Consider the following 14,581-nt stretch of genomic DNA (forward strand, 5'->3'; position numbering starts at 1 on the left):
AATACAAAAAATCTTATTAAAGAGTTGATAAAAAACTAATTAAATCGTCTGAAATCATTACATCATCATCTGTAAAGACTCCAACCGACTGATATAGTGCATTTTGTTCTAACAACTCGGTTAATTTAGTGGCTAAAGAAAAAGAAGAACAAACAAGCGCTTTTATTTTCAAGGGTTCTTTTCTACCTAATCCAGAAGCTCTGAGATTATCCTGAAGCTTTGCTTTAATCCAAGCTTCAGGTGCTTCATCAACATAAATAATTGTGCTATTACACAACTGTAAATGTCTCTGATGCTGCCTTCTCATCATTTTAGCCCCTTGTCCAACATCCAAATTCAAAACACCAAACCCCATAGAATTGAGTTTCTGCTTAAGCCCTTCAGCTTTAACTTTATCTATATTATCATTCATAATATAAACCTTACGTTTATACATATCATCAATATCTTCTAAGTCTTTTTCATGCCTAGAATCCATTAATTCGCCGTGTAATATAGATTTGAACTTCTCAAGATCAGTCCTAAAAGTTAGGGTAAATTCGTGTTCATCTATATTTTTCAATAGCTTTTCAACATAAAACTTACGTTTATCGGTTTGAAAACGAATAGCTGGCGGCACCCAAACAAACTTTTTTAAAGCATTTTCATTCTGTTTTACATAGGTTTCTGACACTTTTTCTTCCCATTCTTGAATAGAGAATAAATCGTTATCAGAAGGTGTCCCATTCCTTCCACCTACTAGATGGATAGATAATTCAGATTTTTGAAGATCTTGCCATTGAGATTTTGATATTTCTTCGGTTTCCATACCATAATTTGAAGTAGGAAGTAATTTATACCCATAAGCTTTTAAGTCTCTTTTGAGTAGAATTCTTTCCATTCTTAAATCATCTGATGTCTCTCCTAAGAAAAGATATCTTTGACCTCGGCTACTTATTGATCTATCATTGTATTCATGAATATCTAAAGCTAAATCAGAGATTAATAACCAAAAATACACACGATACCCTTCTTGAATGGGTAAAGTTAAAGTGATCTTTTTATTTATTCTTGTCTCAAATTTAGATAAGTAATAAGGTTGAATTTTTTTTAATGAATCCGGTTGATATTCATAGGGTAAATCATGTAAGAGTAGCTTATAATTACTTTTTAAAGGATCAATTTCAATATCATTTGTGTATTTAGTATTATCCATCAAAAAATAAATAACTACATCTGAATCTGAAAGAATATGATGATCTTGGCTAACACGTGTTTCAATATCTACTTCTTTCATCTCTTTAAAAGAAACTTGAAGTGCATCAGATAATAAATATCCAAGCTCTTGATGTTCTTCATCCCGATCAGACTGAATAGAAACACATACAATTTGTATTAGCATAGAAAAATCAATTAGTTCTTCAGTAGTTTAAAATGTTTACCTAAACAAATATACATTCATTAACAATAAAGCAAATACGGTAAAAAAAACGACCCAACACAACATTGAATCGTTTTTTATCTTTAAAATTTATATTTATCAAAGAATTATACTAATTCACTCTCTGAAATTTCATCTAATAACTTCATATCTTTTTCAGATAATTCAAAATTAAAAAGTGCGGAATTTCTCAATAAGTGGTCTCTTTCTTCTGCTTGAGGTAAGGTTACCACTCCATTTTGAAGAATCCACCTAAGGGCAATTTGAGACGCATCTACATTATACTTTTTTGCCAATTTTTTCACTTCTTCTAATTCTAAGACCTCTCCATGCTTTAAGGCACCAATAGATATCAATTGAATACCTGTACTTTCACAGAACTCCAACATTTCTCTGTTCATTACAAGAGGATTGAATTCTATCTGATTAGTTACTGGAAAAACATCTGCATTATCAATTAGCATTTGTAATTGTGTAGTAGTGAAATTACAAACCCCTATAGCACGCACTCTTCTTTCTACATATAGTTGTTCTAAAGCACGCCATGTCTCTTCAGTTGATTCGTCTAAAGGATGTTCAATTAGCAGTAAATCAATATATTCTAGGTTTGACTTTCTTAGTGTCTCATTAAAAATGCTGATTGTTGACTTAAAACCATGAAAATCATCTCCTATTTTTAATGAAATAAATAAATCACTTCTGTCGATTGGAGATTCATTGAGTGCCTTTCCAAAGCCAATCATGTTGTTATACCTTGTGGCACAATCAAAATACCTGTAGCCGATACTTAAAGCTCTTTTTGTGGCGTTGTAAATTGGCATTCCTTCGGAAATTTGCGACACATTCATGCCTAAGAAAGGCATTTTTACGGTGTTACGAAGTGTGAAAGTTCCATTAATATCAAAGATATTGAACTTACGTCTGTTAAAGCTAATCATAATTTCTGTTGTCTATGGTTGTTATGTTATCGTTAATCTGTGTGTTTGTCTTTATGTATTAGCAATATCAATTAAATCTTCTTTACAAACATTGATAAATATCAGTGTAAAAAGTACTTTTAATCAGTCAATTTTTTGCGACCTTTTTTATATATTAGGTGTCTGCTTCAAGTGTCACAATACGACTTATCATCAGTTAATAATTGTACTTATTCTTCCACATATTCTTTAGTCGATTAAGCATTTCTTGTTCTCTTGGGTTTTGCTTTGGCTGATAGATTATTTTCCCTTCTAAACTTTCTGGCATATATTCCTGAGGGTGAAAGCCTTGAGGGTCATTATGAGGATATATATATGACTCTGAATAACCTAATTCTTTCATTAAGGACGTTGCTGCATTTCTTAAATGAAGTGGTACAGGTAAATCGCCCGTTGTCTTTACTATTTTTTGAGCATCTTTTATTGCTGCATATGCTGCATTACTTTTAGGCGAACTAGCAAGATAAGTTGTTGTTTGAGATAAGATAATTCTTCCTTCTGGCATACCTACAAAATGTACCGCTTGCATACAATTATTGGCCATAATTAATGCTGTTGGGTTAGCATTTCCTATATCTTCCGCTGCAGAAATGATTAAACGTCTTGCTATAAATTTAGGGTCCTCACCTCCTTCAATCATTCTAGCTAACCAATACACGGCCGCATTAGGGTCTGAACCTCTTATTGATTTTATAAATGCTGATATAATATCATAATGAGCATCCCCTTTTTTATCATAATGAACAGCTTTCTCTTGTGCAATTAAAGCCACTAGATCATCATCAATCAACAGTTCATCCTTCTCATTCTTTTTAGCTGCTTCTACAGACAATTCTAAAAGGTTCATCAAACGTCTCGCATCACCTCCAGAATATCTTAAAAGTGCCTTGTGTTCCTTAATATTGATTTCCTTCTTTTTTAATACTACATCCTGACTTAATGCTCTATGTACAAGTTGAAGAAGATCCTCTTTTTTCAAATTTTCTAAAACATAAACTTGTGACCTTGAAATTAAAGCCGAATTAACTTCAAAAGAAGGATTTTCTGTTGTAGCGCCAATTAAAGTGACAATACCCTTTTCTACCGCATTTAACAAGGCATCCTGTTGAGATTTAGAAAACCTATGTATTTCATCAATAAATAAAATAGTACCGTAAGCAAAACTAGCCTCTTTAATCACTTCTCTCACCTCTTTTACCCCTGCACTTACAGCACTTAATGTTTTAAAAGGTCTTTTGGTTGATTCTGCCAAAAGTCTAGCTAAAGTGGTTTTCCCAACGCCAGGAGGTCCCCATAAAATCATTGAAGGTATAGTTTTACTTTCAACCATTCTTGTAAATACTCCTTCAGGACCTAATAAATGTTTTTGACCAGCCACTTCTTGAATGGATCTTGGACGCATACGTTCTGCTAGTGGGGTAGCTACCATAATACTTACTTTAATTATTGATGTTGCAATTTAAATCAAAAAATGATTCTATTTATAGCAATTGTTTAATTTATTAGAATACTCTCATTAAATTAAATGTTATTGAGAAATCATCAGCATAAAAAAAGGCCAGATGATGTTTCACCTGACCTTCAAAGTATATTTTCTTAAAACTATCCTTTAGAAGAGTAGTTTGGAGCTTCTCTTGTAATTGTTACATCATGTGGGTGAGATTCCTTCACACCTGCACCAGTAATTTTCACAAATTTAGCTTCATGCAATTGTTCAATAGTACCAGCACCACAGTATCCCATACCTGCTTTTAAGCCACCTACTAATTGATACAATACTTCTTCTACTTTACCTTTGTAAGGAACACGACCAGCGATTCCTTCAGGCACTAGTTTTTTAACATCATCTTCTGCATCTTGGAAGTAACGATCTTTTGAACCTTGATTCATGGCTTCCACAGAACCCATACCACGGTAAGATTTAAATTTACGACCTTCAAAGATAATCATATCTCCAGGAGATTCGTCAGTACCTGCTAATAATGATCCGATCATTACTACATTAGCACCTCCAGCGATAGCTTTCACTAAGTCACCTGAGAATCTAACACCACCATCTGCAATAAATGGAACGCCCATCTCTTTCAAGACTGAAGCCGCTTCAAACACTGCTGATAATTGTGGAACACCAACACCTGCGATAATACGTGTAGTACAGATAGAACCAGGACCTACACCTACTTTAATACCATCAGCACCTGCTTCTGCTAAAGCTTTAGCAGCTTCTGCAGTGGCGATATTACCAACGATAACATCTAGATCTGGAAATTCTTTCTTTACTTTTTTCAAGCAGTCGATTACACCTTTAGAGTGTCCGTGTGCTGTATCGATACCGATTACATCAACACCAGCTGCTTTTAATTCTGATACTCTTTCCATGATATCAGCAGTAACACCTACAGCTGCACCAACTCTTAAACGACCGTACTTATCTTTACAAGCATTAGGTCTGTTTTTATTCTTAAGAATATCTTTGTAAGTGATCAATCCAACCAATTTGTTAGACTTACTTACGATAGGAAGTTTTTCAATTTTGTGTTCTTGAAGAATGTCTTGAGCTTCTCCTAAAGTCACACCATCTGCAGCAGTGATTAGATCACCTTTAGTCATCACATCTTTTACTGCAATAGTTAGATCTTTTTGGAATCTCAAATCTCTATTGGTTAGGATACCAATAAGAATTCCCTCATCATCAACCACTGGAATACCGCCAATTTTGTATTCCCTCATTAATTCGTTTGCTTCGAATAATGTTTTGTTTGCGGTTAACGTCACAGGATCTAAAATCATCCCTGACTGAGAACGCTTGACTTTTCGTACTTGGGAAGCTTGTTGTTGAATGGTCATGTTCTTGTGGATAAAACCTAATCCACCCTCTAATGCCATAGCAATTGCCAGGTCAGCCTCTGTCACTGTATCCATCGCCGCTGAAACTAAAGGTATGTTTAGTGCGATGTTTTTTGTCAACATTGTTGTAGTGGTAGTATCTCTTGGAAGAATTTCTGAGAAACCTGGTCTTAAAAGCACATCATCATATGTGAGTGCTTCGTACAAAACTTTACTTGGATCGATAGCCATTTGAAGCAAATAATTTAACTGTTATTATTTGCGATGCAAAATTATAACTTTAATCGGTTTCTCAATTATATTTTGAACTTTTTTTTCCGAATATACTATAATACTTAAAAAACTGATTTTCAGAGCATAAAAAAAGGACACACCTATTCATTTAGGAGTGTCCTTATCTTTTATGTGGGACGTATTGGATTCGAACCAATGACCCCCTGCTTGTAAGGCAGGTGCTCTAAACCAACTGAGCTAACATCCCAATTTACACTAAAACAAGTGTAGATTGGTGGGACGTATTGGATTCGAACCAATGACCCCCTGCTTGTAAGGCAGGTGCTCTAAACCAACTGAGCTAACATCCCAATAAATAATTTGATTGTGGGGCGTACTGGATTCGAACCAGTGACCCCCTGCTTGTAAGGCAGGTGCTCTAAACCAACTGAGCTAACACCCCAATAACACCTTCTGTGTAATAGGTGGGACGTATTGGATTCGAACCAATGACCCCCTGCTTGTAAGGCGGGTGCTCTAAACCAACTGAGCTAACATCCCAAAAAATAATTCTGATCGTGGGGCGTACTGGATTCGCACCAGTGACCCCCTGCTTGTAAGGCAGGTGCTCTAACCCAACTGAGCTAACACCCCAATAACACCTTCTGGGTAATTGGTGGGACGTATTGGATTCGAACCAATGACTCCCTGCTTGTAAGGCAGGTGCTCTAAACCAACTGAGCTCACACCCCAATAACACCTTCTGTGTAATTGGTGGGACGTATTGGATTCGAACCAATGACCCCCTGCTTGTAAGGCAGGTGCTCTAAACCAACTGAGCTAACATCCCAATAAATCTTTTTTCTTGACACCGTTTGTGTCATTGCGAGTGCAAAGGTAAGGGTAGATCTTATAGTTACAAACATTCTTGTGTAAAAAAAAGTAAATGATATAACTAAAGACTGAAATTCAAGCGTATAAAAAATTTAATTTTCTCAATAATAAAATCTTTATACGCTTGAAAAATATTATTTCTCTAACCTTTTGATTGCTTTTGCTGCAATTGTATCACCAATCGCTAAAGATGATGTTGCTGCAGGAGATGGTGCATTTAGCACATTAATCATTCGATCCTCCTCCACAAATAAGAAATCATCAATTAATCCTCCATTCTTATCACATGCTTGCGCACGAACACCAGACCCTCCAACTTTTAAATCTGATTGTTTTAAATCAGGAAGTAAACGCTGTAAAGCCTTTGTAAATGCTCCTTTTGAATAAGATCTATATACTTCACCCAAACCTGTAGGCCAGTACTTTGATGCCACTTTTATGAATCCTTTCCAAGTTAGCGATTCAGCTAATTCAGAAATATTAACGTCGGTTTTCTTATATCCTTCACGTTTATACGCTAGTACAGCATTAGGACCAGCCTCTACACCTCCGTTTATCATTCTAGTAAAATGAACTCCTAAGAATGGGAATGCAGGATCTGGCACTGGGTAAATCAAGTTTTTCACTAAATAGTGCTTACTTGGCTTGATTTCGTAGTACTCACCGCGGAAAGGAATAATTCTAACATCAAGTTGTTTTAATGCTAGTTGTGCTATTCTATCACTGTATAAACCTGCACAATTCACAATCAATTTAGATCGGAATGTTTCACGTCCAGTAATAACTTCAACACCAATACTTCCTAAACGAATTTCTTCTACTTTGCTATTGAATCGTATTTCACCATTATATCTATCAGTAAATACTTCAAGATATTTTTTAGTGACTTCAGTATAATCAATAATACCTGTTTGAGGTACATAAAGACCTGCTATACCTGTACAATAGGGCTCGTATTCTTTGATTTGAGCAGCAGTCAATCTTTTTAAATCAGTTAAACCATTTTCTACTCCTCTTTCATAAAGAGTATTTAAGTTTGCTAATTCTTTTTTATCTGTTGCTACTACAATCTTTCCACAAAGGTCATAATTTACACCCTCGTCGTCACAGAATTTAATTAATTGATTATAACCATCAATACAGTTGAGTGCTTTATGAGACCCTGGTTTATAATATAATCCAGAATGAATGACACCACTATTATGTCCTGTTTGATGTTGTGCTACATCACCCTCTTTTTCAAGTACAAGTACTTTAAGATCTGGTTTCTGTTGTTTAATTTTCATTGCGGTTGCCATACCTACGATACCAGCACCTACAATGATTACATCATAGACCATACTTTGTTGTTATTTTAGTTTGTTATTTACTAATAATGAGCTATCAAAAAGTTTGATAGCTCATTATATATTTATTTAAATTAAACTGCTGTTTCTTTCTTGAAAAGCTCAACGAAATCAGCAACTGTCATCGTTCCGATATCGCCTTCTCCTTTCTTTCTTACAGAAACCGCATTACCATCCATTTCTTTCTCACCTACAATTAGCATGTATGGTGTTTTCTGAACTTCTGCATCACGGATTTTTCTACCAATTTTCTCTGCTCTTGCATCTACAGTACCAGTAAACCCAGCTTCTTCTAATTTAGACATGACATCATATGCATAGTCGTTGTATTTATCAGAAACAGGAAGTAATGTAAATTGCTCTGGAGCTAACCAAAGAGGGAAATTACCACCAGTATGTTCAATCAAAATCGCAATGAAACGTTCCATTGAACCAAATGGAGCACGGTGAATCATTACAGGACGCTTCATTGAGTTATCAGAATCTTTGTATTCTAACTCGAAACGTTGAGGTAATTGATAATCTACTTGAATTGTTCCTAGCTGCCATGATCTACCTAAAGCATCTCTTACCATAAAGTCAAGTTTAGGACCATAGAATGCAGCTTCGCCATATTCTACTACCGTCTTCAAGCCTTTCTCAGCTGCTACTTCTTCAATATCTTTTTCTGCTCTATCCCAATCAGATTCATTACCAATGTACTTGGCTCTATCTTCTTTATCACGTAAAGAAATTTGTGCTAAGTAATCTTCAAAACCTAAAGATTTAAATACATGAAGTACTAAATCGATTACTTTACCAAATTCTTCTTTTACTTGATCTGGACGACAGAATAAGTGGGCATCATCTTGAGTAAAACCACGAACCCTTGTTAGACCGTGTAATTCTCCTGATTGCTCATATCTATATACAGTACCAAATTCTGCTAATCTCACTGGTAAATCTCTGTAAGAACGAGGTCTTGATCTGTAGATTTCACAGTGGTGAGGACAATTCATTGGTTTCAATAAATACTCTTCACCTTCGTGAGGAGTACGGATTGGTTGGAATGAATCTTCTCCATATTTAGCATAGTGACCAGAAGTTACATATAAATCTTTCGATCCAATGTGAGGAGTCACTACCTGTTGGTATCCTGCTTTTTGTTGTGCTTTTCTTAAGAAGTTCTCTAAACGCTCTCTAAGTGTTGTTCCTTTTGGCAACCATAATGGTAAGCCCTGCCCAACTCTTTGTGAGAAAGTAAATAGATCCAATTCTTGACCTACTTTACGGTGATCACGTTTTTTAGCTTCTTCTACTCTTTCTAAATGCTCTGTAAGCTCTTTCGCTTTCGGGAAAGTGATACCGTAGATACGAGTTAACATTTTGTTTTTCTCGTCTCCTCTCCAGTATGCACCTGCTACAGATGTCAATTTGATTGCTTTGATAAAGCCTGTATGTGGAATGTGAGGTCCTCTACAAAGGTCAGTAAACCCGCCTTGCTCGTAGAAAGTGATTTCACCGTCAGCCAAACCTTCCAATAAATCCAATTTATATGGATCTTCTTTTTCTTCAAAATAAGAAACTGCATCCGCTTTTGAGATATCCTTACGAACATACAAGTTTTTAGCTTTTGCTAGTTCTTTCATTTTCTGCTCTACTTTAGACAGATCTTCTGAAGAAAACTCGTAATCACCAAAATCGATATCGTAATAGAAACCGCTTTCAATTGAAGGACCGATACCCAATTTAACACCTGGGTACAATACTTCTAATGCTTCCGCCATTAAGTGTGCTGATGAATGCCAAAAAGTTTGCTTGCCATCCGTATCATTCCACGTTAATAATTTTACATTTGAGTCCGTTGTTAATGGTCTTGTAGCATCCCAAACTTCACCGTCTACTTCAGCGGCTAATACGTTTCTTGCTAGGCCCTCGCTAATACTTTTAGCTACATCGAGAGAAGATGCTCCACTCTCGAACTCTCTTACCGAATTATCCGGTAATGTAATTTTAATCATTGTGGTATAAAATTTTAATTATTCATTCTCCCATTTGTGCCCCTACAACTGACCACAAAATTTGCTGTGAGAATTTCGGTACGCAAGCTAACATTTTTACCTCTTTTTTCCTTACTATTTATTGGAATAAGTGTTATATCTTGTTTCGTTTAAAAATCATTACACTAATTATTGGAATAAAAGCCTAAAATTCGATTGATATTTTAACTACTCTTGATTTAAACGAAATAAAAAAATCAGTATCTGCTTTTTACTCATTAAGACAATTAAATCTGAAAATTCACAAAAACTTTTCAAACACTCAAAATGATAAAGCTTATTAAAAATGACGCTATAGTATCATTTTATATATATCATATTATAAAATTCTTAGGATTCCGTCATTTCTTTCCTATTTTCGCATACTTACAACCTGAGATTTAACTTGGGCCATTATTCACATACTTTCATTTTATTTACACAATGCAACAATTAAACGAGATATTAAGTCTGATCGACAGTTATATCGGTGGTTCTAATTGGTTTGTTGCTCTACTATTGCTAACAGGCTTATTTTTTACAATTTATCTTAAGTTTCCTCAAATACGATATTTTAGACACGCACTAGATGTTGTTAGAGGTAAATTTGATGAAAAAGATGACGAGGGAGATACATCACATTTCCAAGCTTTAGCAACAGCTCTATCTGGTACAGTAGGTACCGGTAATATTGCCGGTGTAGCTTTAGCTATTCACTTAGGTGGACCAGCAGCTTTATTTTGGATGATTGTTACCGCTTTCTTTGGTATGACAACAAAATTTGTTGAAGTATCATTATCACACAAATACAGAGAAAAAACTCCTGACGGAACAATGGCAGGTGGACCAATGTATTTCATGAAAAATAAATTAAACATGAAATGGTTGGCCGTTCTATTTGCTATTGCTACTGTTCTTTCTTCTTTTGGAACGGGTAATTTACCTCAAGTAAACAGTATAGCTTCATCTATCCATGCTACATTTGGTGTTGAAACTTATATTACGGGAGCTATATTAGCTGTTTTATTGGCATTTGTAATACTTGGTGGTATTAGTAGAATTGCTGCAGTAACTGAGAAACTAGTTCCTTTAATGGCTGTAGTTTACTTCATTGGCTGTGTAGCCGTTATTTTCTATAATATTGAAAATATTCCAAGTTCTATAAGTCGCATCATGTCAGATATCTTTAGTGGAACATCTGCTACAGGTGGTTTCTTAGGTGCTTCTTTAGCTTATGCATTTAACAGAGGTGTAAACAGAGGATTATTTTCAAACGAAGCCGGTCAGGGTTCTGCTCCGATTGCACATGCTTCTGCCAAAACAAAAGAACCTATATCTGAAGGTATGGTGGCTATATTAGAACCATTTATAGATACTATAATAATATGTTCACTTACAGGTCTAGCCTTATTATCATCTAATGTTTGGAGAGAGAAATTAGACAATAAATTTCAACAAACAGATTTAGTTGTATTAAGTCAGCAATATGATGATAGTAAGGAAAATCCAAATAACGATAGAGAAATATTAGCTAAACATATAAGTGGTGAAAACAAATTACCGTTATATACAGGTAGCTTAGAAGTAGTAAATGGTGAAATATTAAGTCCAATATCTATTATTCATGCAAGATCATTAGCTGAAAATGTTTCTATTATTTATGAGGATGCTAAGTTTACTGGAAAACTTAATGTTACTGAAGGTAAAATTAAGTTTTTAGACAAACTTCAGATTCATGGCAAATCATTAATTCATAGTTCTCCTTTAACAAGTGAGGCTTTTAAAAGAAGTTATTTTGGTGAAAAGGGTAAATATATTGTCTCAATAGGCCTTTTATTATTTGCTTTCTCAACAGCAATTTCTTGGTCATATTATGGTGATAGAGCTATGACTTTCCTTCTAGGACCAAAATCTGTGATTTACTATAGAGGTGTTTATGTCGCTTCCTTCTTTATTGGTTCTTTTGCTGATACAACTATTATTTGGACGCTGTCAGGCATAACCATTGCCTTGATGACAATTCCGAACTTAATTGGTATTTTGATTCTCAGTAAAGACATGAAGAGTAGTTTAGCCGAATACAAAGATCATATGAAAAATAAATTTGGGGCAGATATTTAAACTGTCTTCACATGAAAAACAAAACGCCTACCTTTAAAAAAAGGTAGGCGTTTTACTTTATGTAGTAACATAAAGTACGTAAACGAGTTGTTTACGATTTCAACCAGCTATGAAAACAAAGGTTAAGACATAATCTCAACTTTTGAATAATTAAATATAGTATAATCTTTTTATTAACAAATGAAAATTAAGAACATCAATATACATTTTATACATATACTGTAAGAAATTCTTTATATAATACAAAAAAGACAGCGATTGAAAATCACTGTCTTTTTTGTATTATTTTTATCTTAATGTCACTATTGTAACTCCAGCTCCACCTCGATCTGGGTGGTCATCAGCTACATTTTTTATACCTCTAAATGATTTTAAGTGACTTCTCACTACCTCTCTTAGTGCTCCTGTTCCTTTGCCATGCAGAATTCTAACTTCTGTTTCACCAAGCATAATTGCAGAATCCATAAAATCGTCTAAAGCATACATTACCTCTTCAGCTCTTTTACCTCTTAAATCTAATTGAGTATTAAAATCAATTCTTTTTTGAGTAAGATTAGATGCAGCACTCATACTCGAATGCTTTTCTCTAGTTTCTTTTCTGAAAGTCTTTTTACTTATTCTTTCTAGGCGATTTAATTTTACTTTTGTTCTTAATTCACCAACAAGTATTTCAGCCTCTCTTTGAGAAACAGAAGCTACCTCACCCATTGTATTTTGACCCTTAACTCTTACAGCATCGCCAACAACAATAGTTCCACCAATCACCTCAAAAACCTCTTCAGGTTGTTCTTGAGTCTTCTTACTTGGTTTATTAGAATTTTTGAAGTTTTCAATATTCTGTCTTAGTAATTTGGTCTTTTCTTTATCTGCTTTTGTTTCTTGAATTTCTTTAATTGCCTTTTCAATCTTCTGATTAGCAGTATCCAATACCTTCTGAGCATCTTCTCTTGCTTTATTCATGATCTTCTGTTTTTTATTCTGAAGATCAATAGATTGTTTTTCAAATTTTTCTTTTGCAGAAGACAGTTTCTGCTCTAATCTTATTATTTCTTTATTTTTTTGGTTGAGTTCTTTTTTCTCTTGTTCAAGATTTCTTAGTAACTCTTCCATGTTGATCTTTTTACGTCCTGCTTTATGACGTGCAATATTGACAACTTTCTTAGGCAACCCAATTTTCTGAGCAATCTCTAATGCAAAAGATGAACCTGGCTGACCTTGCTCTAACTTGTAAAGAGGTTGTAAATTCTCCACATCATATCTCATGGCTCCATTTTGAAGTCCAATCTCTTTTTCTGCATAGAATTTAAGGTTAGCATAGTGAGTAGTAATCACTCCCCACATTTCTTTCCTGTTCATTTCTTCCAAGATCGACTCTGCAATTACTCCACCCAGTTCAGGTTCTGTACCCGATCCAAATTCATCGATCAACATCAATGTTTTATCTCCTCCTTTGGTTAACATTGCTCTCATGTTAGTAAGGTGAGAAGAGTAAGTAGAAAGGTCGTTTTCTAATGACTGATCATCACCATAATCCATCATGATGTCATTAAAAATACCCATTTTAGATCCCTCAACCATAGGAACCAACATACCACATTGAAACATGTATTGCACTAGAGCTACAGTTTGCATAGCAATTGACTTACCCCCTGCGTTTGGTCCAGAAATGACCAATATTCTTCCTCTTTCTTGATCTAGTTCTATTTTTTGTCTTACTACATCTTCTTTTCTTCCTTGTTCTGTAAAAGAATTCAAAAGAATAGGATGAGCAACATGATACCAAGCTACAAGAGGCTCATTGACTATTACAGGCTTAATTGATTCTTGGTGCATGGCAAATTTTGCCTTTGCATTTATAAAATCAATAATACCTAAATAATTGTTTCCTTTTCTTAGACCAAGAACTTCAGGTCTAATTTTGTTAGTAATTTCAGTAAGGATTCTTATTACCTCTTGACGTTCTCTTAATTCTAAATCTTTAATTGAGTTATTTAGATCGAGTAACTCCTGAGGTTCAATAAATACTGTTTGACCTGTTGATGAAGCATCATGTACAAAACCTGTAACATGCCTTTTATGCTCAGCAGGAACAGGAACTACAATTCTACCTTCACGTAAGGTCGGTTTAGCATCATCTTTAGCATATCCACTTTTCTTCATTGTCTGAAGAACAGTAGCAGTTTTAGATCTTAAACTGTTTAATTGCTTATTTAATTGAGATCGTATACTTACTAATTCAGGAGATGCATTATCACGAATCTTCCCTTTGTCATCCAAAATCATATCAATCTGACTTAGGATCATAGGGTTAAATTCAACATGCTCACTCACTTTTACCAACTCAGGATAAATAGTAGGATCACATTCATTAAAGAATTGTAGACATTCTTTTAAAGTAGTTAAAGCAGTTTTTAGATTGAATAGCTCTTCTTCTAGTAAGAAAGCATTAATAATCTCCGATTTATCTAAATAATTGGCTACATCAATATATCCAGAGTGAGGAAAAGACTCCCCTGTTTGATAAATCTTGACACATTCGTCAACTTGAGCAGCTCTTTGTGTAATAAATCTTATATCAGATGTAAATCGCATTTTATCAACATAACTACGACCTACTTCTCCATTACATTTATCCTTTAAAATTTCTCTCAGCTTATCGAAGCCGAGTTTCTCTTCTAAATTTTTCGGATATAACATTGTTTTTTCCTCTTCTTTAAATCGCAAAATGATGATGCATTTTAATAC

8 protein-coding genes and 7 tRNA genes are annotated in these 14,581 nt (G+C 34.6%); 1 reads left to right on the forward strand and 14 read right to left on the reverse strand.

All coding sequences use genetic code 11. The features are described from left to right. Positions 1-16: 16 nt before the first annotated feature. From NH26_RS06035 to thrS, 13 genes are all read right to left on the reverse strand, one after another. The gene (locus tag NH26_RS06035) at positions 17-1,381 is read right to left on the reverse strand and encodes a hypothetical protein (protein WP_044218980.1); all 1,365 of its coding nucleotides are present in this window, start codon (positions 1,379-1,381) and stop codon (positions 17-19) included. 146 nt (positions 1,382-1,527) lie between these two features. Then, positions 1,528-2,358, reverse strand: coding sequence for an aldo/keto reductase family protein (locus NH26_RS06040; RefSeq protein ID WP_044218977.1), 831 nt, complete (start codon positions 2,356-2,358; stop codon positions 1,528-1,530). Positions 2,359-2,554: 196 nt separating this feature from the next. Continuing rightward, complete coding sequence (locus tag NH26_RS06045) at positions 2,555-3,826, reverse strand: replication-associated recombination protein A (RefSeq protein WP_044218975.1); 1,272 nt, start codon at positions 3,824-3,826, stop codon at positions 2,555-2,557. Positions 3,827-3,999: 173 nt separating this feature from the next. Further along, the gene (gene guaB, locus NH26_RS06050) at positions 4,000-5,475 is read right to left on the reverse strand and encodes an IMP dehydrogenase (protein WP_044218972.1); all 1,476 of its coding nucleotides are present in this window, start codon (positions 5,473-5,475) and stop codon (positions 4,000-4,002) included. A gap of 175 nt (positions 5,476-5,650) precedes the next feature. Further along, positions 5,651-5,725 (reverse strand) — tRNA-Val (locus NH26_RS06055). Positions 5,726-5,750: 25 nt separating this feature from the next. Next, a tRNA-Val gene (locus tag NH26_RS06060) sits at positions 5,751-5,828 on the reverse strand. 17 nt (positions 5,829-5,845) lie between these two features. Continuing rightward, positions 5,846-5,920 (reverse strand) — tRNA-Val (locus NH26_RS06065). A gap of 23 nt (positions 5,921-5,943) precedes the next feature. Then, positions 5,944-6,018: transfer RNA gene (locus NH26_RS06070), tRNA-Val, on the reverse strand. A gap of 18 nt (positions 6,019-6,036) precedes the next feature. Further along, positions 6,037-6,111, reverse strand: a tRNA-Val gene (locus NH26_RS06075). A gap of 20 nt (positions 6,112-6,131) precedes the next feature. Continuing rightward, positions 6,132-6,209, reverse strand: a tRNA-Val gene (locus NH26_RS06080). A 20-nt stretch (positions 6,210-6,229) separates the two neighbouring features. Beyond that, positions 6,230-6,307, reverse strand: a tRNA-Val gene (locus NH26_RS06085). A 178-nt stretch (positions 6,308-6,485) separates the two neighbouring features. Further along, positions 6,486-7,691, reverse strand: coding sequence for an L-2-hydroxyglutarate oxidase (lhgO, locus tag NH26_RS06090; RefSeq protein ID WP_044218969.1), 1,206 nt, complete (start codon positions 7,689-7,691; stop codon positions 6,486-6,488). Between the two features lie 80 nt (positions 7,692-7,771). Continuing rightward, positions 7,772-9,697, reverse strand: a complete 1,926-nt coding sequence (gene thrS, locus NH26_RS06095) for a threonine--tRNA ligase (protein WP_044218967.1) — start codon at positions 9,695-9,697, stop codon at positions 7,772-7,774. A gap of 462 nt (positions 9,698-10,159) precedes the next feature. On the opposite strand from thrS, the gene NH26_RS06100 reads away from it, so the two are divergent. Further along, on the forward strand, positions 10,160-11,836 hold the full coding sequence (locus NH26_RS06100) for an alanine/glycine:cation symporter family protein (protein ID WP_044218964.1): 1,677 nt from the start codon (positions 10,160-10,162) through the stop codon (positions 11,834-11,836). A gap of 288 nt (positions 11,837-12,124) precedes the next feature. Here the strand turns inward: NH26_RS06100 and NH26_RS06105 are convergent, their stop codons facing one another. Continuing rightward, complete coding sequence (locus NH26_RS06105; protein WP_242427301.1) at positions 12,125-14,560, reverse strand: endonuclease MutS2; 2,436 nt, start codon at positions 14,558-14,560, stop codon at positions 12,125-12,127. Between the last annotated feature and the right edge of the window lie 21 nt (positions 14,561-14,581).

The sequence above is a fragment of the Flammeovirga pacifica genome (assembly GCF_000807855.2).
GTDB lineage: Bacteria > Bacteroidota > Bacteroidia > Cytophagales > Flammeovirgaceae > Flammeovirga > Flammeovirga pacifica.